Source organism: Agathobaculum sp. Marseille-P7918, from assembly GCF_964248325.1.
Taxonomy (GTDB): domain Bacteria; phylum Bacillota; class Clostridia; order Oscillospirales; family Butyricicoccaceae; genus Agathobaculum.
Genome location: NZ_CAXTXI010000002.1, coordinates 227374 through 253595, shown reverse-complemented (window position 1 = coordinate 253595; position 26222 = coordinate 227374). Strand labels below are relative to the sequence as shown.

28 protein-coding genes and 1 tRNA gene are annotated in these 26222 nt (G+C 55.6%); 18 read left to right on the top strand and 11 right to left on the bottom strand.

Features of this window, described 5'->3' with window-relative positions:
- Positions 1-36: 36 nt before the first annotated feature.
- A complete protein-coding gene (hisC, locus tag ACESSO_RS04635) occupies positions 37-1092 on the bottom strand; it encodes a histidinol-phosphate transaminase (protein ID WP_373163873.1) in 1056 nt (351 codons plus the stop codon).
- Positions 1093-1222: 130 nt separating this feature from the next.
- Between hisC and ACESSO_RS04630 the strand changes: the two genes are divergently transcribed.
- Both ACESSO_RS04630 and ACESSO_RS04625 read left to right on the top strand, forming a co-directional pair.
- On the top strand, positions 1223-1534 hold the full coding sequence (locus ACESSO_RS04630; protein WP_373163872.1) for a hypothetical protein: 312 nt from the start codon (positions 1223-1225) through the stop codon (positions 1532-1534).
- 18 nt (positions 1535-1552) lie between these two features.
- Positions 1553-2803 (top strand): replication-associated recombination protein A, encoded by a 1251-nt coding sequence (locus ACESSO_RS04625; protein ID WP_373163871.1) that lies wholly within the window; start codon positions 1553-1555, stop codon positions 2801-2803.
- A 4-nt stretch (positions 2804-2807) separates the two neighbouring features.
- On the opposite strand, the gene ACESSO_RS04620 is transcribed toward ACESSO_RS04625, so the two are convergent.
- Positions 2808-3746: a S1 RNA-binding domain-containing protein gene (locus tag ACESSO_RS04620; protein WP_373163870.1), complete on the bottom strand. Its 939-nt coding sequence runs from the start codon at positions 3744-3746 to the stop codon at positions 2808-2810.
- Between the two features lie 127 nt (positions 3747-3873).
- Here ACESSO_RS04620 and ACESSO_RS04615 point away from each other — a divergent pair, with 127 nt between their 5' ends.
- From ACESSO_RS04615 to ACESSO_RS04605, 3 genes are read left to right on the top strand one after another with little or no spacing between them, the layout of a single operon-like run.
- On the top strand, positions 3874-4068 hold the full coding sequence (locus tag ACESSO_RS04615) for a DUF951 domain-containing protein (RefSeq protein ID WP_373163991.1): 195 nt from the start codon (positions 3874-3876) through the stop codon (positions 4066-4068).
- Positions 4062-4823, top strand: coding sequence for a uridine phosphorylase (udp, locus tag ACESSO_RS04610; protein ID WP_373163869.1), 762 nt, complete (start codon positions 4062-4064; stop codon positions 4821-4823). The genes ACESSO_RS04615 and udp overlap by 7 nt, the downstream gene beginning before the upstream one ends.
- A 1-nt stretch (position 4824) precedes the next feature.
- Positions 4825-6204: an MATE family efflux transporter gene (locus ACESSO_RS04605; protein WP_373163868.1), complete on the top strand. Its 1380-nt coding sequence runs from the start codon at positions 4825-4827 to the stop codon at positions 6202-6204.
- A 143-nt stretch (positions 6205-6347) separates the two neighbouring features.
- Here ACESSO_RS04605 and ACESSO_RS04600 read toward each other — a convergent pair whose 3' ends face one another.
- From ACESSO_RS04600 to ACESSO_RS04580, 5 genes are all read right to left on the bottom strand, one after another.
- Positions 6348-8270, bottom strand: coding sequence for an ABC transporter ATP-binding protein (locus ACESSO_RS04600; protein WP_373163990.1), 1923 nt, complete (start codon positions 8268-8270; stop codon positions 6348-6350).
- A gap of 14 nt (positions 8271-8284) precedes the next feature.
- Positions 8285-10015, bottom strand: a complete 1731-nt coding sequence (locus ACESSO_RS04595) for an ABC transporter ATP-binding protein (protein ID WP_373163867.1) — start codon at positions 10013-10015, stop codon at positions 8285-8287.
- Positions 10012-10473: a MarR family winged helix-turn-helix transcriptional regulator gene (locus tag ACESSO_RS04590; RefSeq protein WP_373163866.1), complete on the bottom strand. Its 462-nt coding sequence runs from the start codon at positions 10471-10473 to the stop codon at positions 10012-10014. Before ACESSO_RS04590 ends, ACESSO_RS04595 begins: the two co-directional genes overlap by 4 nt.
- A 140-nt stretch (positions 10474-10613) precedes the next feature.
- Positions 10614-11120: an HD domain-containing protein gene (locus tag ACESSO_RS04585; RefSeq protein ID WP_373163865.1), complete on the bottom strand. Its 507-nt coding sequence runs from the start codon at positions 11118-11120 to the stop codon at positions 10614-10616.
- The gene (locus ACESSO_RS04580) at positions 11113-11430 is read right to left on the bottom strand and encodes an MGMT family protein (RefSeq protein ID WP_373163864.1); all 318 of its coding nucleotides are present in this window, start codon (positions 11428-11430) and stop codon (positions 11113-11115) included. Before ACESSO_RS04580 ends, ACESSO_RS04585 begins: the two co-directional genes overlap by 8 nt.
- Before the next feature lie 225 nt (positions 11431-11655).
- Between ACESSO_RS04580 and gdhA the strand changes: the two genes are divergently transcribed.
- The 13 genes from gdhA to ACESSO_RS04515 all read left to right on the top strand — a co-directional run bounded on the left by gdhA (position 11656) and on the right by ACESSO_RS04515 (position 22450).
- Positions 11656-12999, top strand: coding sequence for an NADP-specific glutamate dehydrogenase (gdhA, locus tag ACESSO_RS04575; RefSeq protein WP_373163863.1), 1344 nt, complete (start codon positions 11656-11658; stop codon positions 12997-12999).
- A gap of 287 nt (positions 13000-13286) precedes the next feature.
- A complete protein-coding gene (locus ACESSO_RS04570; RefSeq protein ID WP_373163862.1) occupies positions 13287-14006 on the top strand; it encodes a M23 family metallopeptidase in 720 nt (239 codons plus the stop codon).
- Positions 14003-14566, top strand: coding sequence for a site-2 protease family protein (locus tag ACESSO_RS04565; protein ID WP_373163861.1), 564 nt, complete (start codon positions 14003-14005; stop codon positions 14564-14566). Before ACESSO_RS04570 ends, ACESSO_RS04565 begins: the two co-directional genes overlap by 4 nt.
- Positions 14567-14606: 40 nt before the next feature.
- Entirely contained in the window at positions 14607-15086 is a 480-nt protein-coding gene (locus tag ACESSO_RS04560) for a CarD family transcriptional regulator (RefSeq protein WP_373163860.1), read from the top strand.
- A gap of 50 nt (positions 15087-15136) precedes the next feature.
- On the top strand, positions 15137-15853 hold the full coding sequence (gene ispD, locus ACESSO_RS04555; protein ID WP_373163859.1) for a 2-C-methyl-D-erythritol 4-phosphate cytidylyltransferase: 717 nt from the start codon (positions 15137-15139) through the stop codon (positions 15851-15853).
- A gap of 2 nt (positions 15854-15855) precedes the next feature.
- Positions 15856-16332 (top strand): 2-C-methyl-D-erythritol 2,4-cyclodiphosphate synthase, encoded by a 477-nt coding sequence (ispF, locus tag ACESSO_RS04550; RefSeq protein WP_373163858.1) that lies wholly within the window; start codon positions 15856-15858, stop codon positions 16330-16332.
- A 350-nt stretch (positions 16333-16682) separates the two neighbouring features.
- A complete protein-coding gene (locus ACESSO_RS04545) occupies positions 16683-17858 on the top strand; it encodes an ABC transporter substrate-binding protein (protein WP_373163857.1) in 1176 nt (391 codons plus the stop codon).
- Positions 17859-18106: 248 nt separating this feature from the next.
- Complete coding sequence (locus tag ACESSO_RS04540; protein WP_373163856.1) at positions 18107-18988, top strand: branched-chain amino acid ABC transporter permease; 882 nt, start codon at positions 18107-18109, stop codon at positions 18986-18988.
- 14 nt (positions 18989-19002) lie between these two features.
- Positions 19003-20079 (top strand): branched-chain amino acid ABC transporter permease, encoded by a 1077-nt coding sequence (locus ACESSO_RS04535; protein ID WP_373163855.1) that lies wholly within the window; start codon positions 19003-19005, stop codon positions 20077-20079.
- Positions 20080-20081: 2 nt separating this feature from the next.
- On the top strand, positions 20082-20840 hold the full coding sequence (locus ACESSO_RS04530) for an ABC transporter ATP-binding protein (RefSeq protein WP_373163854.1): 759 nt from the start codon (positions 20082-20084) through the stop codon (positions 20838-20840).
- A gap of 19 nt (positions 20841-20859) precedes the next feature.
- Positions 20860-21567 (top strand): ABC transporter ATP-binding protein, encoded by a 708-nt coding sequence (locus ACESSO_RS04525; RefSeq protein WP_373163853.1) that lies wholly within the window; start codon positions 20860-20862, stop codon positions 21565-21567.
- A 12-nt stretch (positions 21568-21579) separates the two neighbouring features.
- Positions 21580-22206, top strand: coding sequence for an AAA family ATPase (locus tag ACESSO_RS04520; protein ID WP_373163852.1), 627 nt, complete (start codon positions 21580-21582; stop codon positions 22204-22206).
- A 153-nt stretch (positions 22207-22359) separates the two neighbouring features.
- Positions 22360-22450, top strand: a tRNA-Ser gene (locus ACESSO_RS04515).
- A 107-nt stretch (positions 22451-22557) separates the two neighbouring features.
- On the opposite strand, the gene ACESSO_RS04510 is transcribed toward ACESSO_RS04515, so the two are convergent.
- From ACESSO_RS04510 to ACESSO_RS04495, 4 genes are all read right to left on the bottom strand, one after another.
- On the bottom strand, positions 22558-23751 hold the full coding sequence (locus ACESSO_RS04510; RefSeq protein WP_373163851.1) for a tyrosine-type recombinase/integrase: 1194 nt from the start codon (positions 23749-23751) through the stop codon (positions 22558-22560).
- Between the two features lie 152 nt (positions 23752-23903).
- Positions 23904-24893 (bottom strand): hypothetical protein, encoded by a 990-nt coding sequence (locus ACESSO_RS04505; RefSeq protein ID WP_373163850.1) that lies wholly within the window; start codon positions 24891-24893, stop codon positions 23904-23906.
- A complete protein-coding gene (locus ACESSO_RS04500) occupies positions 24880-25545 on the bottom strand; it encodes a DUF6100 family protein (RefSeq protein WP_373163849.1) in 666 nt (221 codons plus the stop codon). The genes ACESSO_RS04505 and ACESSO_RS04500 overlap by 14 nt, the downstream gene beginning before the upstream one ends.
- A 339-nt stretch (positions 25546-25884) precedes the next feature.
- Entirely contained in the window at positions 25885-26079 is a 195-nt protein-coding gene (locus ACESSO_RS04495; RefSeq protein ID WP_373163848.1) for a helix-turn-helix transcriptional regulator, read from the bottom strand.
- Between the last annotated feature and the right edge of the window lie 143 nt (positions 26080-26222).

Below are 26222 nucleotides of genomic sequence, written 5' to 3'. Positions count from 1 at the left end.
CGGAAGGCTTCTTCCGCTCTTTTTAATTGGATATTCTTACAGGAAAGCCCGGAGCGCTTCCAACATACGGTCCATCTGCTCGTCGGTGCCGACGGTGATGCGCAGATAGTTGTCAATGCGTGGCAGCTTAAAATATCGGATGAAGATATTTTTCTGCCGCAGATATTCAAAAATCTCCGGCGCTTTTTTGGTTGGGTGCGTGACAAACAGGAAGTTGGTCAGTGAGGGCTGGACGGTGAAGCCGAGCTGGCGCAGCGCGTCAGCCGTGCGTTCGCGCGTGCCCATGACCTTGCGGCAGGTGTCCTGAAAATACGCTTCGTCCTTGACTGCGGCTTCGCCCGCGGCAAGCGCAAGTGTGTCCATGGTGTAGGAGTTATAGGAGTTTTTGACCGCTTCGAGCGTTGCAATGAGTGTTTCTGAGCCGAGCGCATAGCCGATGCGCAGGCCGGCGAGTGAGCGCGATTTGCTCATCGTCTGCACGACGAGCAGGTTTTCATATTTCTCAATGAGAGGCACCGTGCTCTGTGCGCCGAAGTCGACATAGGCTTCGTCGATGATGACGACACAGTCCGCGTTGTGCTGCAAAAGGTCCTCAATGAAGTCGAGCGACACGCCGCGTCCGGTCGGTGCGTTTGGATTGGGCAGGACAATGCCGCCGTTCGGCTTGTCATAGTCTCGGACATTCACGCAGAAGTTCTCATCCAGCGGCACGGTCTCATACGGGATACGGAACAGATCGCACCAGACCGGATAGAACGAGTAGGTGATATCCGGATAGAGAATCGGCTCACCCGAGCAGAAGAACGACTGAAACGCAAGCGCCAGCACGTCGTCCGAGCCGTTTCCGAGAAACACCTGCGTCGGTTTTACGCCAAAACGGCCTGCAAGCGTAGCTTTGAGCGCCTTTCCGTTCGCGTCCGGATAAAGCGCAAGGCGCGAGGCGTCGAATGTGCGCAGTGTTTCGGCAACGCCCGGCGCGGGCGGATACGGGTTTTCGTTGGCGTTTAGCTTGATGATATCGTTGCTCTGCGGCTGCTCACCCGGCACATAAGGGTCAATGCGGCGCAGCTTTGCGAGAAAGGGCTTGTCCATCGGGGAAACTCTCCTTTTTGTTTTACTGACTGCGGATAGTTTATCACAGTAAAGTGAAAAAGTCAAGCGCTGTTTGTGTGCTTGCCGAAAGCGTGATATAATCGTGCTATCAGCAATGGGAGGGAGCGACATGAAAAAGGCAGGATATGTACTTGGCTTTGCGGCAGTTTTGTGGATGTTGTTTTTGTTGTGGGTGCGGGTGATGACAGCTGGGGACATCGGTCCGGCCATGCGCCCATATTACGACGCGGTTTCGCCGCTGTTCAGCAGGCCTGCGATTTGGATGGTATTGTCCGCTGCGCTTGCCTGTAACATGATCGTGCGGCTGTTTCGTGGAAAATGTACCGGTGCAGAAAGGGTGGCCGCCCTGGTGCTTACCCTGCTGTGTTTAGTCAGTGTATTCGGCTGGGCAATCATTACTGCGCTTGTCGCCGCAGCCTGATTTTATAAGGAGAAAGAAATGTATCAACCTTTAGCGGATAAAATTCGCCCGAAAACCTTGGATGATGTGGTCGGACAGCAGCATTTGCTGGGCAAAACCGGTCTGCTGCGCCGCGTGATTGAGTCGGGTACGATTCCAAATATGATTTTTTATGGCCCGTCCGGCGTGGGCAAGACCACGGTCGCATCCATTATTGCAAAGCAAACCGAGCGCAAACTGTATCACCTCAACGCCACGACTGCGGGCATCGCGGATATCAAGGCGATTATTGATGAGCTGGACACCTTTCTTGCGCCCAACGGCGCGCTGGTGTATCTGGACGAAATTCAGTATTTCAACAAAAAGCAGCAGCAGAGCCTGCTGGAGTTCATCGAAACGGGTAAAATGACGCTGATTGCGTCCACGACGGAAAACCCGTATTTCTATGTCTACAATGCGATACTCAGCCGCAGCACGGTCTTTGAGTTCAAGCCCATCGAGACAGGGGATATGCAGCGCGCGGTCGAGCGGGCGTTTTCCCTTGCCATCGGGGACAAGAGCACGCCGGTCGAGGATGGCGTTGCGACCTACATTGCGCAGGCGGTCGGCGGGGATGTGCGCAAGGCGCTTGGCGCAGTTGAACTGCTTGTGTTGGGTGCGGGCGCGGACGGCGTGACGCTGGCGGATGCCAAGCAGGCGGCGCAGCGCTCCAACATGCGCTACGACCGCGACGGCGACAGCCATTACGATATCCTGTCCGCGCTGCAAAAGTCTGTCCGCGGCTCGGACCCGGACGCCGCGCTGCACTATCTCGCGCGTCTGCTCGAAGCGGGCGACATGATTTCGGCCGCGCGGCGTATGCTGGTCATTGCAAGCGAGGACATCGGCCTCGCGTATCCGCAGTGCGCGGCCATCGTCAAGGCGTGCGTGGACAGCGCGTTCCAACTCGGTCTGCCCGAGGCGCGCATCCCACTGGCCGAGGCGGTCCTCCTGATGGCGACCGCGCCCAAGTCCAACAGCGCCGCCGCGGCGATTGACGCGGCGATGGCGGATGTGCGCGCGGGCAAAACCGGCGATATCCCGGCGCATATCAAGGATGCGCACTACGGCGGCGCGCAAAAGCTCGGCCGTGGGCTGACTTATCAGTATCCGCACGCGTTCCCGAACCATTGGGTGAAGCAGCAGTATCTGCCGGATGAAATCAAGCATGCACACTACTATGACTACGGCCCGAACAAAACCGAGCAGGCCGCCAAAGCCTATTGGGAGCGTGTCAAGAACGGAAAATAAGGGTTCACTCGAACACGGTTGCGATATATTTTCGATCGCAGCAGGCAGGGGTGTACACCCACTGGTCGATATGTCCCTCGGTGATAAAATACGGCGGCGGATCAGGCGTGCCCGCAGAGGCGAGGATGTCGATGACGGTCAGCTTGATTTTCATGCGCTGCGGCAGGATGGATTTGATGTAGACCGACACGATAGTGCCGGGCGTGAGGTCGTCGCGCGGCTCGGCAAGGCCAGACAGGTTGGGGGCAAGCTCAATAAAAACGCCGTACGGCTCGACCGAGCGTACCACCCCGCGCACGGTTTCGCCGGGCGAAAACAACGCGGCGTTTTGCTCCCAGGTGCCGAGCAGCTCACGGTGGGTCAGCGAAATGCGGCGCGCCTCCGCATCGACCGAGCGCACGACAGCGTGGATGTACTGGCCGACATGCAGTCGATCGGCAGGGTGGAAAATGCGCGAAACCGACAGATTCTCAATTCCGATGAGTGATGCCACACCGCAGCCAATATCGACAAACGCGCCGAAGTTCTCCAAATGGGTGACGGAGGCCGGGATGACGTCGCCTGGCCGCAGGGTCTCGAGCAAATAGTCCTGCGCGCGCTGCTGTGCAATGGTGCGCGACAGCCAGATGAGCGGCGTGTCCGCGCTTTCGTCTATCTCGGTGACAACAAAGCAGGTGGGTTTGCCCACGCGGGACAGAATGGCAATTTCTCGCGTGTCTCCCTCGGCCACACCCAGCGCGCAGCACGAGCGCGGCATAATGCCCTGCGCAAAGCCCAGGTCGAACAGCAGGTCATGCGCGGGGGTGCATCGCTGCACGACCGCTTCCAGAATCATCCCTTCGTCCTGCGCGTGCCGCAGTCCGTCGAGGGATGTGAGCGCCTGCCGTACCTCGGGCAGCGCGGTGTAACTGCCCTCGGGCAGATAACATTCGCTTGTTTTCATAATATAGCAGAGCCTCCTTTGGGGTCTGTCATACTATATGAAAAAACGGCTGGGATTAGCACTGCAAATATGGTATGATAAAAGCGAGAGGATGGCAGCGGCCATCCTGCAGGAAGGGGAAATGAGTATGGATGTGCAGGTCGGCGATGTACTGACCATGAAAAAGCCGCATCCCTGCGGCTCCAAGCAGTGGAAGGTGCTGCGCACGGGCATGGATTTTAAGCTCAAATGTGCGGGCTGCGGGCATGAGGTCATGCTGCCGCGCGCAAAAGCGGAAAAAAATATCCGAGTGATTGAACGGGAGGGAAAACCGGTATGTTGATTGATGGAAAACAGATGCATTTGCAGATTACCAAGGGTGATGTGGGTCGGTATGTGATTCTGCCGGGCGACCCGGCGCGCTGCGAGAAAATCGCGCGCTATTTTGACAAGCCCAAGCAGATTGCCCAAAATCGAGAGTATACGATCTGGACGGGGACGCTGGACGGTGAACCGGTTGCGGTGTGCTCGACCGGTATCGGCGGTCCATCGGCTGCAATTGCGCTGGAAGAGCTGGTTGAGTGCGGTGCGGATACCTTCATCCGTGTGGGCACTTCGGGCGGCATCGTGGACGAGGTTTGCGGCGGTGACATCGTCATTGCGACCGCAGCAATCCGACAGGAGGGAACAAGCCGTGAGTATCTGCCGATCGAATTCCCAGCGGCGGCGAGTTTTGAGGTTGTCAGCGCGCTGCGGGACGCGGCGGTCAAACTGGGCCTGACCCACCATATCGGCGTTATTCAGTCCAAGGACAGCTTTTACGGTGAGATTCGCCCCGCACAGCAGCCTGTCGCGGATGAGTTGCTCGCCAAGTGGAAGGCATGGAAGGCGGCGGGTGCGCTGACCAGTGAAATGGAGACTGCAGCGCTGCTGATCGTCTCGCAGACGCTGCATGTGCGCTGCGGCGCGGTGCTCAACGTCCTGTGGAATGCAGATAACGATGAGGCGCCGAATATTCCGCCCGACGCGGCCGAGCGCGGCGTACGCACGGCGGTCGAGGCGCTGCGCATTCTGATCCGGGAGGATAAAGCGCGCTGACATGGAAAAACAGAAAAAGCAAAAGCGTGCGGCCGATCTGGGCAACGACCCGGTCGGCCCACTGCTTGTTCGTCTTGCGCTGCCGACCGTGTGCGCGCAGGTGGTCAACCTCTTGTATAATATTGTTGACCGCATTTATATTGGACAGATTCCGGTGGAAGGAAAGCTGGCGCTGACCGGCATGGGCGTAACCTTTCCGGTTATCACACTGATTTCGGCCTTTGCCGCGCTCATTGGCATGGGCGGATCGCCGCGTGCTTCAATTGCGATGGGCGCGGGGGAACACGAAAAGGCAGAGCGCACGCTCGGCACCTGCACCGCCGCGCTGTGGGGACTGGCGGTTGTGCTGACCGTACTGTTTCTGCTGTTTCAGGAACCGCTGCTGGTGCTGTTCGGTGCGTCGACGGACACGCTGCCCTATGCCATGCAGTACCTCAATATCTATGTGCTGGGTACGATTTTTGTCATGACCGCGCTCGGACTCAATGGCTTTATCACCGCACAGGGCAAATCCGGCGTTGCAATGAAAACCGTGCTCATCGGCGCGGTATTAAATGTTGCGCTTGACCCCGTATTCATCTTTGTGTTTGGACTAGGTGTGCGCGGCGCGGCAATTGCAACCGTCATCTCGCAAGCGGTTTCCGCTTTGTGGGTGGTGCGGTTCCTGACCGGAAGCAAGACTGCGCTGCGGCTGAAAAAAGCCTTTTTCCGGCTGGATAAGCGTCTGCTGCTGCCCGCGATTGCGCTGGGCGCATCGCCGTTTGTCATGCAGTCCACCGAGAGCCTGCTGACTGTGACCTTCAATGTGTCTTTGCAGAAGTACGGCGGCGATCTGGCCGTCGGCGCAATGACCATCCTGACTTCGGTGGCGCAGATGGTGCAGATGCCGCTGATGGGATTGGCGCAGGGCGCACAGCCGATTTTGAGTTTCAATTACGGCGCAAAGCGGCCTGACCGCATGAAACAGTCGGTCAGATACAACCTGATGATCGCCTGTGTGTTTGCGTTCGGTGTCTGGGCGCTTGCGATGCTTGCTCCGCATTTGCTTGCGCGCCTGTTCGCGCACGACAGCGCGCTGATCGACGAGACGGCGTGGGCGCTGCGCATCTATTTTGCCGTGGGATTTGTGGCGGCGTTCCAGAACACGTTCCAGCAGAGCTTTGTCGCGCTGGGAGAGGCTAAGATTTCGCTGTTCCTCGCGCTTGAGCGAAAAATCATCCTGCTCATCCCGATGATTTTGATTTTGCCGCATTTATTTGAGGATAAGCTGTTTGCGGTGTTCTTTGCCGAGCCGGTCGCCGATCTGCTGGCAGCTGCCACGACAACAACACTGTTTCTCATCCGATTCCGGCAGATTTTGCGCCGCATATCAACGCAATAACAAAAAAAGAACCGCCGTAAGGCGGTTCTTGCACGTTTTTGCACCATAGGGCATGTATCAAACAGAAAACAGGCCGCTTTGCGGCCTGTTTTTATCAAAGCCGGGGACATGCGCCTCGGCTTTGATACATGGTTTGGACGGGATTACTCCAGTTCGAATGCACCGGTATACAACTGGTAGTACTTGCCGTGTTGGGCAATCAACTGCTCATGGTTGCCGCGCTCGATGATATGGCCGAGCTGCAGCACCATGATGACGTCCGCGTTTTGTACGGTCGACAGGCGATGCGCGATGACAAACACCGTGCGGCCGTACATCAGGCTGTCCATGCCTGCCTGCACGATGGATTCCGTGCGTGTGTCAATCGAACTGGTTGCCTCGTCAAGAATCATAACCGGTGGGTCGGCAACGGCTGCGCGCGCAATCGAAATCAGCTGACGCTGGCCCTGCGACAGGCTGCCGCCTTCGCCGTCGATGACGGTGTCATATCCGTCCGGCAGACGGCGGATGAAGTCGTCGGCGTTGGCCAGCTGTGCGGCCGCTTCAACCTCCTGATCGGTGGCGTCCAGATTGCCGTAACGGATGTTGTCGCGGATGGTGCCGGTAAACAAGTTGGTATCCTGCAAAACGATACCCAGTGAGCGGCGCAGATCAGACTTCTTAATTTTGTTGATATTGATGCCGTCATAACGGATTTTGCCGTCCGCAATATCATAAAAGCGGTTGATGAGGTTGGTGATTGTGGTCTTGCCCGCGCCGGTCGCACCGACAAAAGCGACCTTCTGGCCGGGTTCGGCGTACAGCGTGATGTTATGCAGTACAATTTTATCCGGGTTGTAGCCAAAGTCCACGTCGTAGAAGCGCACATCGCCCTTGACCTGTTGGTAGGTGATAGTGCCATCCTCGTGCGGGTGCTTCCATGCCCAGATGTTGGTTTTTTCCGGGGTTTCGACCAGATTGCCCTGTTTGTCGTACTTGGCGTTAACCAGTGTGACATAACCGTTGTCCTGCTCCGGCTCTTCGTCCATCAGTTCGAAGATACGTTCCGCACCGGCCAGCGCCATAATGATGGAGTTGAACTGCTGCGAAATCTGAGTCACCGGCATGGTAAACGATTTGGTCAGCTGCAGGAAAGAGGCGATAACGCCGATGGTAATGCTGCTGCCGACCACGCCGGACAGTGCCAGCGTGCCGCCGACTACCGCCACCAGCACATACAGCAGGTTGCCGATGTTGGACATGATCGGCATCAGAATGTTGGCGAAGGTATTGGCGTTTTTCGCACTTTCGCGCAGCGCATCGTTGAGTACGTCAAACTGCTCTTTGCACTTTTCTTCATGGCAGAACACTTTGACGACCTTCTGGCCACCGATCATTTCCTCAATGTAGCCGTTGACCTTGCCCAGTGCGGTCTGCTGCTCGAGGAAGAAGCGGGCGGACTGGCCGCCGATGCGCTTAACGACCACTAGCATCACGGCAATGCCGAGCAATACAAAGATGGTCAGCCAGACGTTGGTCACCAGCATGGCAATGAACACCGCGATAATGGTGATCAGCGAGGAGAACATCTGCGGCACAGACTGACTGAGCATCTGCTGCAGCGTGTCGGTATCATTGGTGAAATGGCTCATCAGGTCACCGTGGGTGTGCGTATCAAAATAGCGGATGGGCAGCTTCTGCATGCGCTCGAACATTTCGTCGCGCACCTGCTTGAGGATGCCCTGCGAAATCGACACCATGATGCGGTTATACAGGAAGGTCGAAACAATGCCCACCAGATATACCAGCGCCATAAGCGAGATGGCATGAATCAGTCCGGTGAACACGGGCGAGGCCTGCAAAAGCAGCGGCGCAATATAATCGTCAATCAGCACGCGCAGGAACATTGAGCCTGCGACATTCGCCACCGCGGAAAACAGGATGCAGACCAGAACCACGGTAAACTGCACGGCGTAGCCGCCCTTAAAATAACGGAGCAAACGCGCGAGGGTTTTCTTCGGGTTTTTGCTGCGCTTGCCGCCGGCCATCTGGCCGTGACGGCCTGGACCGCCCATCGGTCCTCTCATTCCGGGTCCTGGCATTATTCCTCGCCTCCTTTCTTCATCTGCTGGTTGTAGATTTCCTGATAGATCGTGTTGTTTGCCAGCAGATCATCATGTGTACCGACCGCCTGAATCGTGCCACCGTCCAGAATGACGATCTGATCGGCATCCTGTACGGAGGAGATACGCTGCGCAATAATCAGCTTGGTCGTGTTCGGAATCTCTTCCGCAAACGCCTTTCGGATGAGCGCGTCTGTCTTGGTGTCGACCGCACTGGTCGAGTCATCCAGAATCAGTACCTTGGGCTTTTTCAGCAGCGCGCGGGCGATACACAGACGCTGCTTCTGGCCGCCGGACACATTGGTGCCGCCCTGTTCAATGTAGGTATCGTATTTGTCCGGCATCTGCTCGATGAACTCGTCGGCCTGTGCCAGACGGCAGACACGTTCCAGTTCTGCATCGCTCGCGTGTTCATCGCCCCAGCGCAGGTTTTCTTTGATTGTGCCGGAAAACAGCACATTTTTCTGCAATACCATGGCGACCTGTTCGCGGAGCGCCTCGATATCATAGTCGCGCACGTCCACGCCGCCGACCTTGACCGAGCCGGTAGTCACATCATACAGGCGCGGAATAAGCTGCACCAGTGTGGATTTTGCCGAGCCGGTACCGCCCAGAATGCCAATGGTCTGACCGGCTTTGATATGCAGGTTGACATCCCGGAGTGCGAGCTTGTTTACGTCGCCTTTGTAGCTGAAGTTGACATTTTCGAAGTCAATGTCGCCGCTCTTCACTTCAGTAACCGGGTTTTCCGGGTTATGCAGGTCGGACTTTTCTTCGAGCAGTTCCACAATACGTTCCGCGCTGGCCTTGGACATGGTGATCATGACGAATACCATGGCCACCATCATCAGGCTCATCAGAATCTGCATCGCGTAGGAGAACAGGCTGGTCAGCTCGCCGGTTGTCATAGTGCCGCCCACAATCAGGCGCGCGCCGAACCACGAGATGAGCAGCATGCAGGCATACATGCAGAACTGCATGAGCGGCATAACACCCGCCATGGTTTTCTGCGCTTTAGAGAACTGGCGGTACAGCAGGCCGGAAACGCCTTTGAATTTTTCGGTTTCGTGGTCCTCACGCACATAGGCCTTGACCACGCGGATGCCGCGCACGTTTTCCTGCACGACCGTGTTCATGCGGTCGTAGGTTTTGAACACGCGCTCAAATACCGGTGCGACGATTTTCATCAGCACGCCCAGACCGATCGCCAAAATCGGAAGTACACACAGAAAGATCAGTGCAAGCTGGCTGTTGATCTGAAACGCCATGACCAGTGCGAACACCAGCATCACCGGGCAGCGCACCGCAATGCGCGTGCACATCTGGAAGGAGTTCTGCACGTTGGTGACGTCGGTTGTCAGACGGGTGACGATTGAACCGGTGGAGAACTTATCAATGTTGGAAAATGAGAAGTCCTGTACCGCATAATACATATCGTGGCGCAGGTTGCGGGCGAAGCCCGTGGAGGCACGCGCGGCATAAGTGCCTGCCGCCGCACCGAAAATCAGTGCGAGCATGGCGCAGGCAATCAGAATGATGCCGTATTTCCAGATTTCCCCCATGTTTTGCGCATCAATGCCGCGGTCGATCAGCAGCGCCATCACCGCGGGGATGACGACCTCCATCACGACCTCAAGCACAACGAAAAACGGCGTGAGCAGCGCTTCCTTTTTGAATTCACGCACGCTTTTTAACAGCCTCTTAATCATCCTTGTCCCTCCGAAGCCTTGCGTTGATATTTTTCTAAATTGGCACGGATTTTTTCACAGACACGAAACCAGACGGCAAGCTCTTCCGGATCAATGCCCTCTTCCATGAGTGCCTCGGTTTGCGCCATCGCCTGTTGGATACGCTCATACAGCGCTTTGGCCCGGTCGGTCAGTACCAGACGCTTGAGCCGCCGGTCCTGCTCCACCGGCTCGCGCCGCAGCAGACCATGATCTTCCATCAGATTCAGGATACCGGTTGCGGTGGAACGCCGGATGCGGAAATAGGTTTCAATATCCCGCTGAAAGCGCTCCTCCTTTGCCTGCATCAGGAACCACAGAATCATCGCCTGCATCCCGGTGATGTTTGCCATTTCATCTTTGCCGGTGGTGCAGACCATCTGCCGTTTGATCAGGTTGTTGAGCATGCCAAGCTCCGTGCCGATTCGCTTGTCACACACTTTGTTAGCCTCCTTACTATTAGCTTACTAACACATTATAGCCGGTTGAAAGGCAATGTCAACCATCTTCACAGAATGTTCAAAAAAAGCCTGCCGCGTGACAAGGCGGCAGGCAATATCCGATTCGCTTTTGTGCAGATTTACGGCTGATATGGAGGCGCAAGATACAGCTTCTGTAAAAGCATTCGGCCGGTGCGTGTGCGGAATACTTTTTCGTCCGCAGTTTGGCAGGCATCCGGCGGGAGTGCATCTTCATAGGCGTTTACCAGAAAGTCCGCTTCTAGCAGGATGCGGAAGTCTCGGTCCTCGGATGCAGTATAGGTATGGTGATGTGCAATCAGCCACAAAATTCGTTCGCACGCTGCCGGGTCCGCACCCACTTGTTCCAGCAGCGGCGCGGCGACCGCCGGGCCTTCTAGCTCCTGCCACTTGCCGGCGGAGGAGCCGTGCTTGTGTTCGGCTTCATGGATGCCGATGTCATGCAGGATGGCTGCGGCTTCAAGGATATTCTGCGTTTGCGCGTCCAACGCTTCGCCCTGTCCGATGATGCGGCAGAATGCATAAACTTTCATCAAATGCTGCACGCGGCGCGGGTCGCCTGCATCATAGGCAACGGCCAGCTCGGTCAGTTTGGCAATGTCAATCATAGGATAAGCCCTCCCATTGGTATTTCTGCATATCCACGCGGCCGTCCAACGTAAATTCCACGCCATCAGCTTCGAGCATGGCGCGCTGCACATCCGCACCGCCGAAGGCAAACGCGGGAGAGGTGCGGCCGTCTTTCGTGACCACGCGGTAGCAGGGGATGCCCTCCGGGTCGGGGTTTACATGCAGGGCATAGCCGACTACCCGTGCCCAGCGCGGGTTCCCTGCAAGAAAAGCCACCTGTCCATATGTTGCCACTGTGCCGCGCGGAATACGCCTCACAACTGCGTAAATTTTTTCAAAAACTGTCATTTTGCAAGTTTCTCCTTTGGCTGTTTCATTATATCAGGTAAATGTCACAATTTCTATCCCCTTTCGACAAGAAAAAAATGTATATTTCTAACATGCTAAATTATTGCACTCTTCTGCAAAATACTATATAATAGTTACACACTACCGCGAGTATGTAAGCGATTCCGCACTTTTTCCTGAAAATTGGAAAGAGGCTGCGGCAGAAATGTAAGGAGGACAAACAAAATGGCACTTACCAATTCTTACCTCAAGGGCGTATATGAGACTGTGCAAAAGCGCAATCCGAACGAGCCGGAATTTCAGCAGGCGGTTCTCGAAGTTCTTGAGAGCTTTGAGCCGGTTGTTGAAGCCCGCCCCGAGCTGGAGAAGAACGGTATCGTTGAGCGCATCGTTGAGCCGGAGCGCATGGTGATGTTCCGTGTTCCGTGGGTAGACGACGAGGGCAAGGTTCAGGTTAACCGCGGTTTCCGCGTACAGTTCAATTCCGCGATCGGCCCCTATAAGGGTGGTCTGCGTTTCCATCCGTCCGTTAACGCTTCGGTTATCAAGTTCCTGGGCTTTGAGCAGTGCTTCAAGAACAGCCTGACCAGCCTGCCCATGGGCGGCGGCAAGGGCGGCTCTGACTTTGATCCGAAGGGCAAGTCGGATGCAGAGGTTATGCGTTTCTGCCAGTCTTTCATCACTGAGCTTTCCAAGCACATCGGCCAGTTCACCGACGTACCGGCAGGTGATATCGGCGTCGGCGGCCGCGAAATCGGCTTTATGTATGGCCAGTACAAGCGTCTGCGCAACGAGTTCACCGGCGTTCTGACTGGCAAGGGCCTGTCCTACGGCGGCTCCCTGGCTCGTACCGAGGCGACCGGTTACGGTCTGTGCTACTACATGAAGGAAATGCTCGCATACAAGGGCACTTCGTTTGAGGGCAAGACGGTTGCCATCTCCGGTTCGGGCAACGTTGCCATCTACGCTTGCCAGAAGGCGACCGAGCTGGGCGCGAAGGTTGTCACCATGTCCGACTCCAATGGCTTCATCTATGATCCCAACGGCATCAACCTGGATGTTGTCAAGGATATCAAGGAAGTCAAGCGCGGCCGCATCAAGGAGTACGCAGAGCGCGTTGCGGGCAGCACCTACACCGAGGGTCAGCGTCCGTGGAGCGTTAAGTGCGATATCGCGCTGCCTTGCGCAACCCAGAACGAGCTGGACGAGAACGATGCGAAGGCACTGATTGCGAACGGCTGCAAGTTTGTTGCCGAAGGCGCAAACATGCCGTCCACTCCGGAGGCAGTTGCTGCATTCCAGGCAAATGACGTATTCTTTGGCCCGGCTAAGGCTGCCAACGCGGGCGGCGTTGCTACCTCCGGTCTGGAGATGAGCCAGAACTCGCTGCGTCTGTCCTGGACCTTCGAGGAGGTCGACCAGCGTCTGCACGACATTATGGTCAACATCTTCAAGACCTGCATCACCGCGGCTGAGAAGTACGGCCACAAGGACAATCTGGTTATGGGCGCCAACATCGGCGGCTTCGAGAAGATTGCCGACGCAATGCTCGCACAGGGCGTATGCTAATTCTCGATTGAAACCACGCTTTCAATCGAATATACGTCCTTGGCAGTCTTCGACTGCAAGGACTATTGCAGAAAAACAGGCTCGGAATTTGATTCCGGGCCTGTTTTTCTGTTTGTCAAAACCGACCCGGCATAGCTGGGCCGGTTTTGGAAACAGGCGACTTTCGGTTCCCTTTGCCGCCTATTTCTTTCTATTGCGCTGCGGCGCAGGAAATACAGGCAAAGCGCGGCGGCATATTCCTGTCCCGTCTCTGCATAAGCTGTACCAAGTGAAAGGAGGCGGCGGACATGACAGGAAAACGTCCGGTGCGCAAGCGTGCGGGCAGCGGCAAGGGCCTGCTGGTGGTGGTGGCGCTGGTGCTTGCCGCGGGGATTGTCAAATATACGGATACGCCTTTTGCGGTCGCCGCACGGGAGAAGGCCGCGCAGGTGCTCGCAGGCACGCCCGGCGTGGATCAGGTGCTTGCTGCATTCGGTGGAGAGGACGCGGATGCAGTATTTGGGGAGCAGAACGGAGAGGAGAACACCTATGCGGCGTCCTCAGGCGGTGCAGAAGATGTGCTCGGCCGGGAGCAGAGCCTGTTCCCGGATACGGTGGATGACACGGTGCATGCGCTGTCGTTTGAGCATGTTTTACCGACCGAGGGCACACTGACTTCGGGATTTGGCAGCCGGTTAAGTCCAACTACAGGTGAGCCGGCATTCCATTACGGTTTGGATATCGCCGCAGATGAGGGGACGCCGATTGCGGCCTTTGCCGACGGCACGGTGCGCGAGGTGGGGGAATCGGATTACGGCAACTATCTGATCGTCGATCACCCGGATGGTTTTTCCACGTTGTATGCGCATTGCAGCAGCATTTTGGCAGGCGTGGGCGACGAGGTGGAATGCGGCGGCGAGATTGCACTGGTCGGGCAGACGGGCAATACGACCGGACCGCATCTGCACTTTGAGCTGTGGAAAGACGGCATGGCGCTCGATCCGTCGGACTATCTGGAACTGGCGTGACGCGCGGCCGGGTTGAGGTACGGGACGGCTTTCTCGTATTGCTCGCCGCGCTGTGGTGCGCGGACCGGACAAACGTGCTGCCGCTTGTGCTGATGGCGGCCGCTGTGCATGAGGGCGGACATCTGCTGGTGCTGCACCTGTCCGGCGGGCGCCTGCACCGGCTGACGCTGACCTGCTGTGGTGCGGTTCTGCACTGCGCGCTGCCGGAAGGGCGGTTTGCGCGGGCTGCAGTGTGTCTGGCAGGACCGGCGGCAAGTTTTGCCCTCACCGTAGTGGCACAGGCGTGCGGTTGGTACCGGCTGGCGGGCGCAAGCGTGCTGCTCGGTGCGTTCAATCTGCTGCCGCTGCCGCCGCTCGACGGCGGAATGGTGCTGGAACACTTGTGCGCGGGCGGTGCGGCGACCGTGCGGGCAGCCCTGGCTCTGCTGAGCGTTGTAGGCCTGCTTTGCTGTGGGATGTGGCTGCTGCGCGCAGGAGGCGGCTGCTGGCTGCTGCTCATCGGTATGCTGATTGGTATGAAAAGTGTGAAAAACCTTGCCAATAGCGTCAATATGATGTAAGATAAAAAAGATCACAGAGGCTTGCTGGAACGGAGGCATTATGTATCAGATCGGCGATAAGGTCGTTCATCCATTGCATGGCGCAGGCGTGATTGCGGATATTGTTGAGCGCACAATAGACAGTGCGCCCGCGACGTATTATGCTCTCAGGCTGGCGCTGGACGATACGCAGCTGTTCATTCCGATTGATGCGTGCGAAAAGCTGGGTATTCGCCCGGTCTGTTCCCGTGCGCAGGCGCAGGCATTTTTGCAGCGGCTGGATGACATTGCCCGAGGTGAGAACAAGGGATGGAATCAGCGATATCGGGAAAACATGCTGCACATCCGTTCGGGTGACCTCGACGAGGTGGCACAGGTGGTCAAAAGCCTTGCCGCGCGAGACAGAGAGCGTGGTCTGTCCACGGGGGAGAAAAAAATGCTGCTCTCTGCGCGGCAGATTCTGGAATCCGAGCTGTGCTTCGCGCTGGACTGCAGTCCGGAGGAGATTGCCCGGGTGATAAATCAGCATTTAGGAACGTAATCAGGAAGGCTTTGCGGTGGAGCAAAGCCTTTTTTCAAAGGAGCATGGATATGCAGGAAAGAAAAAAGAAAAAATCCGTACCCGCTGCGGTGTGTGCGGTTATTGTGGCGGCGGGTTCGTCGCGCCGCATGGGCGGGGAAAACAAGCTGCTGTTGCCGCTTGCCGGCGCGCCTGTGCTGGCGCACACGCTGTCTGCCTTTGAGAAATGCGCAGCGGTACGTGATATTGTGCTGGTCTGCCGAGAGCAGGACATCATGCCCTATACTGATTTGGCGCGTGCGTTCGGTATCTCCAAGCTGCGCACAGTTACACGCGGAGGAGACAGCCGCACGGCATCCGTGCTGGCGGGTATTACGGCTGCGCCCGAAGATACCGTGCTGGTCGCCGTGCATGACGGCGCGCGGCCGCTAGTGAGTGAAGCGGTCATCACCGAGGCAGTGCACGCGGCGGCGGAATGCGGTGCGGCAGCGCCGGTCGTGCCGGTCAAGGACAGCATCAAGCGCATCAAAAACGGCTGCATCGCAGCCGATGTACCGCGTGATACGCTCGCGGCGGTGCAGACGCCGCAGGTGTTCCGGCGGGAGGTACTGCTGCGCGCGCTGACCGATGCGCAGCGGCAAAACCGTTCGTTTACCGACGACTGTGCAGCGGTGGAAGCACTGGGACAAACCGTGCGCGCCACGCATGGCAGCTACGAAAACATTAAAATCACCACGCCTGAGGATATTTCCGCTGCCGAGGCGTTTTTGAACAGGGAGGACGACTGAATATGCGTATCGGACACGGATATGACGTACATCGGCTGGTGCAAGGCCGCAAATGTATCATCGGCGGAGTGGACATCCCGCACGAAACCGGACTGGACGGGCATTCGGATGCGGATGTGTTGATCCACGCGGTGATGGATGCGCTGCTCGGCGCGCTGGCGCTGGGGGACATCGGCAAGCACTTTCCGGACACCGACCCGCGCTACAAGGGCGCGGACAGCATGGCGCTTTTGCGGCATGTAGCATCCCTGATTGCAGAAGAGGGCTGGCGGTTGGGAAATCTGGATGCGACCGTGCTGGCGCAGGCACCTAAGCTCGCGCCGCACATCATGCAGATGCGTCAGAATATCGCCGGGGCGCTCGGCTGCGAGGTTTCGTGCGTGTCGGTTAAGGCAACAACCGAGGAAAAGCTCGGTTTTACGGGCGCAAAGCAAGGAATCGCGGCGCATTGTGTCTGTCTGCTCGAGCGGGCGGAATAAAGCGCGGACAGAGACGGTAAAAAAGCAGACCCGGACGGTGTCCGGGCCTGTTTTTTGCGCACGCGGCAATGACGATGCAGGGGGAGTGGCAGACCGGTGCAAAGAAACCTGCGTGATACTGAAAACGATTGCATGATTCCTTGCACGGCGGACAAATGTTTTTCGGAAGAAAGCACAAAATTTGCATTTTTGTTCAAAAGATAATCGGTGTTTTTTCTGAAATTGCACACAAATTGAAAAAAACAATGCCGATTTTACAAAACCGTAGTATAATAAAAAATAATCTGAACGCTTTACAGAAATAAATTCTGCGGGGCGGGGGAGATTATACAGTAAAGGAGAAGATTACCATGAAGAAAAGTCTCAGCATGCTGCTGGCCGGTTTGATGCTGGTTGGTACGCTGGCGGGCTGCGGCGGCAATACCGCGGGCACCGATAATGCGGGTACGGATGACGGCAGCGCTTCCGGCGCGGCGTTCAAGATCGGCGGCACCTCTCCGCTGACCGGTGACGCAGCCATTTACGGCAATGCGGTTGCGCGCGGCGCGCAGATCGCGGCGGATGAAATCAACGCGCAGGGCGGCATCCAGATCGAGCTGAAGTTCGAGGACGACGAGAACAACACCGAGAAGGCTGTCAATGCGTACAACAACCTCAAGGACTGGGGCATGCAGCTGTCTCTGGGTTCGGTTACCTCCAAGCCCTGTGAGGCGATTTCGACTGATATCAATACCGACCGTATCTTTGCGCTGACCCCGTCGGCATCCTCTGTGGCAACCACCGAGGGCAAGGACAACGTGTTCCAGATGTGCTTTGCCGACCCGAACCAGGGTACTGCATCCGCAGAATACATTGCAGATCAGAAGCTTGGTACCAAGATTGCAATCATCTGGAAGAACGATGACGTTTACTCCACCGGCATCCACGACAAGTTTGTCGCCGAGGCTGAGAACAAGGGTCTGGAGATTGTTTCTGACACCACTTTCACCGACGGTTCCGCGACCGATTTCTCGGTGCAGCTGAACGATGCGAAGGATAAGGGCGCGGATCTGGTATTCCTGCCGATCTATTACACCCCGGCATCCCTGATTCTGACGCAGGCCAACTCCATGGGCTATGCACCGAAGTTCTTCGGTGTGGACGGCATGGACGGTATTCTGGGCGTTGAGAATTTCGATGTGAAGCTGGCCGAGGGCGTTATGCTGCTGACTCCGTTCAACGCGGACGCCACCGATGAAAAGACCGTTTCTTTCGTCAACAAGTACAAGGAAGCATACAGCGAGGTTCCGAACCAGTTCGCAGCGGACGCTTATGACTGCATCTATGCGTATGCACAGGCGCTCGAGGCTGCCGGTGCAACGCCGGATATGTCCAACGAAGAGCTGTGTGACGCGATGATCGCGCAGTTCACCTCCATGACCTTTAACGGCCTGACCGGCGAGAACATGACCTGGGATTCCACCGGTGCGGTTTCCAAGAGCCCGAAGGGCATGGTCATCGAGAACGGCGCATACGTAGGTATGTAAAAACAGGTTTCAAGGGGAACACGGTTCTCCCTGAAGCGTGAAAATGGTGTGCGCGGCGCGCACCCGAACAAAAAAGACGCAAGTGAGCAGCAAAGGAGGGCGCCGTATTTTGCGACGGCCCTCCTTTGTCTATTTTCCCGTTCACCGGCATTATGGGGTGGGGCGACGGCTTGACCGAGGCTGCCAAGCCACCGCCCCATCCCACAAACGGATAAGAGAAATGAAAAAGATTTGAGGTGTATGAAACCATGAGCTTTCTCAATCATCTGATAAACGGCATCAGTCTGGGAAGCATTTACGCAATCATCGCGTTGGGATACACGATGGTCTACGGCATTGCCAAAATGCTGAACTTTGCGCATGGCGACGTCATTATGGTCGGCGGGTATATGTGCTTCTGTGCCACAACCTATCTGGGCTGGCCGCCGATTGCAGGCGTACTGCTTGCGGTTGTGGTCTGCACGGTACTGGGCGTGGTTATCGAGCGGCTGGCATACAAGCCGCTGCGCATGGCGCCCTCGCTGGCGGTACTCATCACGGCAATTGGCGTTTCCTACTTTTTGCAGAACGCAGCACTGCTGATTTGGGGTTCGAGCACGAAGAGCTTCACTTCGGTGGTTGGCGGCGATCCGATTCAGTTGTTCGATGGACAGCTGACCATCACGCGCGTAACGATTGTTACGATTGTGGCGTGCATTGTTATCATGATTGCACTGACGCTGTTTACCGGCAAGAGCAAGATGGGTACGGCAATGCGTGCGGTGTCCGAGGATAAGGGCGCGGCACAGCTGATGGGCATTAACGTCAACACGACGATTTCGCTGACCTTTGCCATCGGTTCGGGCCTTGCCGCGATTGCGGGCGTGCTGCTCTGCTCCGCCTATCCGACCCTGCTGCCGACAACCGGATCGATGCCCGGTATCAAGGCATTTACCGCAGCTGTATTCGGCGGCATCGGTTCCATTCCGGGCGCGCTGCTGGGCGGTATCCTGCTGGGCGTGATTGAGATTTTCGCCAAGGCGTACATCTCGACCCAGCTCTCGGATGCAATCGTGTTTGCGGTGCTGATTGTTGTGCTGCTGGTCAAGCCGGACGGCCTGCTCGGCAAGCGCGTGAGTGAAAAGGTATAAGGGGGCGGAAAACAATGAAGAAACTGAAAAAGTATGCCGCCTCCCGCAGCGGACGCGATACGCTGCTGTCCTTTGGCATTGTCATTGTCGCATTCATTGTGGTGCAGACGCTGGTGCTCACCGGCAGCATTTCCAGCTCGATGAAGGGACTGTTGGTGCCGATCTGTGCCTATATCATCATGGCGATATCGCTGAATCTGACGGTTGGTATTCTGGGCGAGCTGTCGCTCGGCCATGCGGGCTTTATGTCGGTCGGCGCGTTTTCCGGCATCGTGGTGACCACGAGCCTGGCGGACGCGGTGCCGTCCGGTGTGGTGCGCCTGATCCTTGCCATCATTGTCGGTGCAATATGCGCTGCAATCGCGGGTGTAATCGTCGGTGTACCGGTGCTGCGCCTGAAAGGCGACTATCTGGCTATCGTGACGCTGGCGTTCGGTGAAATCATCAAGAACATCATCAATGTGCTTTATATCGGCAAAGATGCATCCGGTCTGCACTTTAGTATTCTCGAGCAGAAGTTTCAGCTCGCAGACGGCGGCAAAATGATCATCAACGGGCCGATGGGCGTATCGGGTGTGGAAAAGCTGTCCAGCTTTACCTCGGGCTTTGTGCTGATTCTCATTACGCTTTTTATCATTCTAAATCTGATCAATAGCCGTTCGGGCCGCGCGATTATGGCGGTGCGTGACAACAAGATTGCAGCCGATTCCATCGGCATTTCCACCACGCATTACAAGCTGATGGCCTTCGTTATTTCCGCAGCGTTCGCGGGCATGGCGGGTGCACTGTATGCGATGAACTACTCGACCATCACGGCGGCTAAATTTGACTTCAACACGTCCATTCTGATATTGGTATTTGTCGTGCTGGGTGGACTGGGCAATATCTGGGGCTCGATCATCGCAGCAACCCTGCTCACGCTGCTGCCTGAGCTGCTGCGCGCGGTCAATAACTACCGTATGCTCATCTATGCGATCCTGCTCATTGCGATGATGCTGTTCAACAACTCCTCGCTCAAGGCACGCTTGCTTGAAAAGCGCGGCATGAAGCAGATGGAAAAACTGGAGAAAAGCGAAAAGGAGGGTGCGTGACCATGGCAATGCTGGAGGTTACTTCGCTGGGCATTTCCTTCGGCGGTCTGCGCGCCGTCGATGAGCTGAGCATGAAAATCGAAGAGGGCGGTCTGGTTGGCCTGATTGGGCCGAACGGCGCGGGCAAAACGACCGTATTTAATATGTTGACCGGCGTATACCGTCCGACTGACGGTGGTATCCGTCTGGACGGACAGAACCTAATCGGCAAAAAGCCGCACGATATCTGCAAAATGGGTGTAGCGCGTACGTTCCAGAATATCCGTCTGTTCTCCGAGTTGTCTGTGCTGGACAACGTTAAGACCGGCCTGCACAACGAGATCACCTATACGCTCGCGGAAAGTCTGCTGCATGTCGGCTCGTATCGCAAAAAAGAGCAGGCAATGGACAGACGTGCGATGGAGCTGCTGGAGGTGTTCGGACTGGAAAGCGCCGCGGACTATAGGGCGGCCAACTTGCCCTATGGTAAGCAGCGCAAGCTGGAAATCGCGCGTGCACTGGCGACCGACCCGATGCTGCTGCTGCTCGATGAGCCGGCGGCGGGCATGAACCCGAACGAAACCGAAGAGCTGATGGAGACGATCGAACTGGTGCGTAAAAAGTTCGGCGTGACCGTGCTGCTGATTGAGCATGATATGAAGCTGGTTTCGGGCATCTGTGAATATCTGTATGTGCTCAATTTCGGCCGTCTGCTGGCTGAAGGCACGCCGTCCGAAGTGCTGAGTAATCCGGAGGTCGTTACGGCCTACCTTGGCGAATGAGAAAGGAGGAAACCAACCAATGGCAATGCTGGAAGTCAAGGACATTAACGTATATTACGGCCTGATTCATGCGCTGCGCGATGTTTCCTTCGAGGTAAACGAGGGCGAGGTCGTTGCACTGATTGGCGCGAATGGTGCGGGTAAGACCACTACGCTGCACACGATTACCGGTCTGCTGCCGTCCAAGGGCGGTACGGTGACATTTGAGGGCAAGGACATCACCAAAAAGCCCGGCCACGAGATCGTGCGGTTGGGCATGAGTCATGTGCCGGAAGGACGCCGCGTATTTTCCGGGTTGACTGTGCGCGAAAACCTCAAAATGGGCGCCTATACCCGTCCTAAGAGTGAGGTGGAATCCTCTCTGGCTGAAGTCTATCAGCGTTTCCCCCGACTGGAGGAACGTAAAAACCAGCCTGCAGGCACGTTGTCCGGCGGTGAGCAGCAGATGCTGGCCATGGGCCGTGCTCTGATGGCGAAACCGCGTATCCTGCTGCTGGATGAGCCGTCAATGGGCCTGTCCCCGCTGTTTGTTGGAGAGGTGTTCAAGATCATTCAGGAGGTTTCGGCAGCAGGCACGACTGTGCTGCTGGTCGAGCAGAACGCGAAGAAAGCGCTGTCCATTTCCGACCGCGCCTATGTGCTGGAGACCGGCAAAATTGTCAAGACCGGCAAAGCGTCCGACCTGCTGAGCGATGACGCAATTAAAAAAGCATATCTGGGTGAATAAGGGGGAGACCATATGAAGCCGTATATTATCACCATCGCCCGTCAGTATGGATCCGGCGGCAAGACGGTTGGCAAAATGCTGTCCGACCGGCTGCATATCCCGTTTTATAACCGAGAAATCATTACGATGGCATCTGAGGACAGCGGTATCAATGCGATGTTGTTTACAGATGAGCGTCTTAAGCCCGATCTGATCACGCGTCTGAAAAGCCGGTATAAGGGTGATCTGCCACTGCCGAGCGATTCTTCCAAGGCCTATCTGCGGGATGATGCCCTGTTTGATTATCAGGCAAAAATCATTCGTAAGCTGGCGGATCAGGGTCCGTGCGTACTGATTGGACGCTGTGCAGACTATGTGCTTAAGGGCCGTCCGGATGTGGTGCGTGTGTTTGTGCATGCGGATGCGGATTTCTGCCTCGAGCAGGCGATGAAAGTGGACTCGCTGCCGGAGGGCGAGGTCGTACGCAAGATTGCGGAGATTGATGAATACCGTGCAAAGTATTATAAGCATCACACTGGTCACGATTGGTATGATGCGCGCAATTACGACCTGTCGCTCAACAGCGGCGTGCTGGGCTTTGACGGCGTGGTTGAGGAGATTGTGCAGTATATGGAAGTACGGTCGCAGTTCCAGAAGTGAAAGAAATGCACCCTGCGCCATCGGCGCAGGGTGTGTTTTTGGAGGAGAAAAAATTAAGATAGAAAAAGAAAAGAAAAATTGAAAAAGTGCTTGACGGATTCGGATTTGTCGGGTATAATATCTCTTGTCCTTTGTGAGAACAAATGAATATTTGGAGAGTTGGCTGAGTGGTCGAAGGCGCACGATTGGAAATCGTGTAGGCGTGATGAGCGTCTCCAGGGTTCAAATCCCTGACTCTCCGCCAGATTACCGCACTTTATCGAAAGATAAAGTGCGGTTTTTGCTATTATCGCAAAGAAAACGAAATTACATTGAGGTTATTGCTTTCTTTGACGACAATCCTGACGACAATCACGCATTTTTGGAAATCACGGTGGTCTGAATCAACTTCTCCATGCGTTCTGCACTATCACGGCGCATAGCCTGTGTCAGGTGACCATAGGTATTCAGGGTGAATGCCGCAGAATGGTGTCCAAGGTTTTCTTTCACAGTCAGAACATCGTCACCGTTTTGCAGAGATAAGGTGGCGAATGTATGGCGGAGCGTATGGAAATAACAATCATTCATGCCAATGCTGGCAAGTATCTTTTTGAGATGCTTATATACGGTCCTGCGGTTCAGAGGTCGCCCGAGGTCATTCGTGAAAACCAGATTGAATTCGTTTTCCCATAATGCACCTGCCAGCATACGCTGCCTGTTTTGCAGCAGTCGCTGCTCCTGTAGAATATGTAACACGGTAGGTGCTACTGTAATAGTGCGTGACTTGCCGTTTTTCAGGGTGTTCATATAGCAGTTGCAGTCACCGCGCGTTAGGTATTGCTGGAGCTGTTGATGAAGATACAAAGAGCCGTGTTCCCAGTCGATATCCGGCCAAGATAGACCAAGAATTTCGCCCTGCCGCATACCGGTGAACAGATCGACCAGATAGAGTCGGTAAAATGGGTCAGGACGGCAGGCCGCAAGAAAACGATCTAATTGCTCATCTGTGATTGTCTTGATCTCCGGCTTCGGTACTTTGGGCAGAATACATGAACTTGCTGGGTTGCAACGCAACAGACCGATACGAACCGCCAGATCCAGCCCGCGATGCAGAACACCATAAACATTCTTTGCAGTTTTAGGCGAGAGTGCTTTGCCTCCATTGCATACAGGTCGGCAAAGCGAATTCACAAAGGCCTGTATTTGTACCGTGTTCAATGCCTGCAATTTGATCTTGCCCAGTGCCGGTGTGATATGATTTCGTATCACAGCTTCGTAGGAGTGCAGTGCATAGGGCTTCAAATTCATGGTATACTCCGCAAGATAGGTTTGCATCCATTCAGCGACCGTATATTGCGCCGGTTCAATATAAGAGCCGGTGTCAATATCCCGCGTCACCTCACGCAATTTTGCAGCAACTGCCTTTTGTGTTTTGCCGTAAATACAGTGCCGGATTGGTTTGCCGGTCGCGGGATTTATGCCGGAAGTATAGCGTGCTTCCCAGCGTCCGTCTTTTCGCTTGGTGATGGTCCCGCTGCCGGACTCACGTTTTTTACGTTGTGCCATGATGGCCTCCTTTCCATGGCACATGGATTCCGCTGTTATCCTTAGTATAGCACATTTACAGTAAACACGTATGAGCTAATGCAGGAATATAAGGTAATCCGTGAAGATGTAAGTGGATAAAATGTTTGAAGGGAGCAGGGCGAGATTACAATTTATCGACACACCCCGATCCGTGCTTTGGTCGGTAACGTGCCACGCTCTCGCAGCACGCGCAACACCGGATACTGAAAATCCCACGCGATTATGCGCACCGGCGCTTCCGGGTCAGGCTCCTGCGCGAGATACTCCAGCAGCTCCATCCATTGCCCCTGAAGCAGGGATAATGTGATGCCCGCCTTTGCCTTCTCCTGTTCCTCCATCTGTGCAATATCCGCGTGCCAGTCCTTCCGGTCAAAGCGCTGGACGAAGGCTTGTGTCGACCCATCCAACGGCAGCAGGATCGCATTGTCCTCCCATGTGATATGTAAGTTCAGCTTCATATGCCGGAGTGCACGGGGATCCTTTTTCAGCGCCCAGCGCGAGTACTCCAGAATGTCTGCGATCGCTTCTGGCGTTTCGACGAGGATCACCTTTTCAAATGACATCATCGCTCCAGCCAGCCGCACGGCCGCGTTTTTCTCACCGTTGGGATTGAGCCGTTGGTTGCCGTTCCCGAAGTGGTATACCGGATGGATGAACCGCTCCTCGTCATAGATGCAGCCGACAAACCGGGAATATTTCAGGCTGTCCGTACTGCGGACAGCTTGCCGTTCCTGTTCGCGTTTGATTCGCAAGGACGTCTGATACTTGCGCTTGCAAAGCAGGACAAAGAACAGCCACGCCTCGTTGATGCGGCTGAGCCGCACTGCCTTTTCGATGTTGTGCGTGCCTGTCGGCTTGTTCTCAATGAACGCTTTCGATTTTCTCCGGTCTTTTTGCAGTACCCGGCAATAGGCTTCAAACCCGGCGTCTGTAACAAAAAAGCTCTTGTGACCCGGAGCCTTGACAACTTCCAGATATCCCGCGCGGCACAGCTTCTGAAACGCATCCTGTGTGCGCGCATAATTGCTGCCCAGCAATTTGAGTGCATGGTACGGCAGCTGCCCGCAGACAACACTGACTTGCAGCAGGAGCCATGCGGCGCTGTTTCTACATATCCGCATTGTACTCTGTTCCCAGATCGAAAACCGGGATTTTGCCAGGCCGGATACAGATCACAGTCTGATCTCTGTCGCCCCAGCAGCTCGTCTGGACGTTAGAGCAGTAGATGCCGCTGTCACTGGTCAGCAGATACCGCTCAATGACGTTTAGCACCGCGCGCGTTTCCAGATTATCATGATCCCGCACATCGGCGGGCTGATGCGACGCCGCATAGCAATGGTAAAACACAACCGTACACGCCCGGAACCGCGGCAGGGCAGATGCCCGGCGCGCCAGCAGCCGGTTCAGCGGCTCGCACACAAACTCGGTGCAGCTGCTTCGTTTGGACAGGTGCATCGGCAGCCGGATCATCACCGAGCCGTCTTTCTGTACGGCCAGTTCGTAGCCGTCTGGTAAATCGTCATCAGTCTGCTCTGGTTGATCGGCGGTCATAGCTGCTCCCACATCTGCCCGCGAAAAATATTTCCTGCTGCACAGGAAATATTTTTTGCGGGTCTCTGCATATGCCTCGCGGGCGGCGATGGCGGTGTCCTGCGCGGCGTTTGCCAGGCGACGCAGGTAGTCATCATCGTCACGGCCTACTGCAAGCCGTTCGGACAATTCATTCAGATTTTGCAGGGCGGCGAGGAATGCCGCTCCGGTTCGATCGAGCATGGATACCTCCTCCTCTCTGCTCTTTGGGTTTGAAAACGCGAAAATCATTACCGCCCATACCCATGCGGCAAACAACTTCGTAAAGAGGAACGGCGTTAATGCAAACAATCGCGATTTTCGCGACGTTAATTTGTGCTTGACGGGCGTTTCCTTATGAAAGCAGCGTTTTTTGCAATTACCGCCCAATGCTGTGTTTTTTCAAAAGTGCACCTTTTCGGCGCTTTCGATTTCGGGAAGAAAAGGTGCACTTTCGGGCGAAATTACCGCCCACTGTTTTGCGATTTACCGCACGGTTTTACGGGCAAAAAAGTTCTGTTTTTTTCGCGTTTCCAACTTAGCCTACTCTCCTGTCTGCCGATCAATCCATGCAAGAACTTTGTCCTTAGGCGCCAATTTTCGTTTTCCGATCTGTAATGTCGGAAAGTCGGCGCGGTTCAAAAGCTGGTACGCACCCGACCGTGAAATGCCGAGCAGCATCGCGATCTGTTCAGCATTCAGCACATCGGGGTAGTCCTCATATGCGATCCGTTTCATCTTCATCCCTCCTCCCAGTTGACAAATTAGATTGTTCTGTCTATTGTAGAACTATAATTCTATGAAAACATAATAACATCTTGAAATCATTTGTCAATAGGCGTATAATTATTTTATAAATAAATATTTCTATATTGAGGTGG

Bases quoted from the DNA above. Each gene is read 5' to 3' on its own strand.
- ACESSO_RS04510 (WP_373163851.1), bottom strand. From the start codon at position 23,751: ATGGCACAACGTAAAAAACGTGAGTCCGGCAGCGGGACCATCACCAAG.
- ACESSO_RS04605 (WP_373163868.1), top strand. From the start codon at position 4,825: ATGGAAAAACAGAAAAAGCAAAAGCGTGCGGCCGATCTGGGCAACGAC.
- ACESSO_RS04625 (WP_373163871.1), top strand. From the start codon at position 1,553: ATGTATCAACCTTTAGCGGATAAAATTCGCCCGAAAACCTTGGATGAT.
- ACESSO_RS04620 (WP_373163870.1), bottom strand. From the start codon at position 3,746: ATGAAAACAAGCGAATGTTATCTGCCCGAGGGCAGTTACACCGCGCTG.
- ispF (WP_373163858.1), top strand. From the start codon at position 15,856: ATGCGTATCGGACACGGATATGACGTACATCGGCTGGTGCAAGGCCGC.
- hisC (WP_373163873.1), bottom strand. From the start codon at position 1,092: ATGGACAAGCCCTTTCTCGCAAAGCTGCGCCGCATTGACCCTTATGTG.
- ACESSO_RS04535 (WP_373163855.1), top strand. From the start codon at position 19,003: ATGAAGAAACTGAAAAAGTATGCCGCCTCCCGCAGCGGACGCGATACG.
- ACESSO_RS04570 (WP_373163862.1), top strand. From the start codon at position 13,287: ATGACAGGAAAACGTCCGGTGCGCAAGCGTGCGGGCAGCGGCAAGGGC.
- ACESSO_RS04630 (WP_373163872.1), top strand. From the start codon at position 1,223: ATGAAAAAGGCAGGATATGTACTTGGCTTTGCGGCAGTTTTGTGGATG.
- ACESSO_RS04545 (WP_373163857.1), top strand. From the start codon at position 16,683: ATGAAGAAAAGTCTCAGCATGCTGCTGGCCGGTTTGATGCTGGTTGGT.
- ACESSO_RS04505 (WP_373163850.1), bottom strand. From the start codon at position 24,893: ATGCGGATATGTAGAAACAGCGCCGCATGGCTCCTGCTGCAAGTCAGT.
- ACESSO_RS04595 (WP_373163867.1), bottom strand. From the start codon at position 10,015: ATGATTAAGAGGCTGTTAAAAAGCGTGCGTGAATTCAAAAAGGAAGCG.
- ACESSO_RS04540 (WP_373163856.1), top strand. From the start codon at position 18,107: ATGAGCTTTCTCAATCATCTGATAAACGGCATCAGTCTGGGAAGCATT.
- ACESSO_RS04525 (WP_373163853.1), top strand. From the start codon at position 20,860: ATGGCAATGCTGGAAGTCAAGGACATTAACGTATATTACGGCCTGATT.
- ACESSO_RS04495 (WP_373163848.1), bottom strand. From the start codon at position 26,079: ATGAAACGGATCGCATATGAGGACTACCCCGATGTGCTGAATGCTGAA.
- ispD (WP_373163859.1), top strand. From the start codon at position 15,137: ATGCAGGAAAGAAAAAAGAAAAAATCCGTACCCGCTGCGGTGTGTGCG.
- ACESSO_RS04580 (WP_373163864.1), bottom strand. From the start codon at position 11,430: ATGACAGTTTTTGAAAAAATTTACGCAGTTGTGAGGCGTATTCCGCGC.
- ACESSO_RS04560 (WP_373163860.1), top strand. From the start codon at position 14,607: ATGTATCAGATCGGCGATAAGGTCGTTCATCCATTGCATGGCGCAGGC.
- ACESSO_RS04585 (WP_373163865.1), bottom strand. From the start codon at position 11,120: ATGATTGACATTGCCAAACTGACCGAGCTGGCCGTTGCCTATGATGCA.
- ACESSO_RS04500 (WP_373163849.1), bottom strand. From the start codon at position 25,545: ATGCTCGATCGAACCGGAGCGGCATTCCTCGCCGCCCTGCAAAATCTG.
- ACESSO_RS04530 (WP_373163854.1), top strand. From the start codon at position 20,082: ATGGCAATGCTGGAGGTTACTTCGCTGGGCATTTCCTTCGGCGGTCTG.
- ACESSO_RS04615 (WP_373163991.1), top strand. From the start codon at position 3,874: ATGGATGTGCAGGTCGGCGATGTACTGACCATGAAAAAGCCGCATCCC.
- gdhA (WP_373163863.1), top strand. From the start codon at position 11,656: ATGGCACTTACCAATTCTTACCTCAAGGGCGTATATGAGACTGTGCAA.
- udp (WP_373163869.1), top strand. From the start codon at position 4,062: ATGTTGATTGATGGAAAACAGATGCATTTGCAGATTACCAAGGGTGAT.
- ACESSO_RS04520 (WP_373163852.1), top strand. From the start codon at position 21,580: ATGAAGCCGTATATTATCACCATCGCCCGTCAGTATGGATCCGGCGGC.
- ACESSO_RS04600 (WP_373163990.1), bottom strand. From the start codon at position 8,270: ATGAGAGGACCGATGGGCGGTCCAGGCCGTCACGGCCAGATGGCCGGC.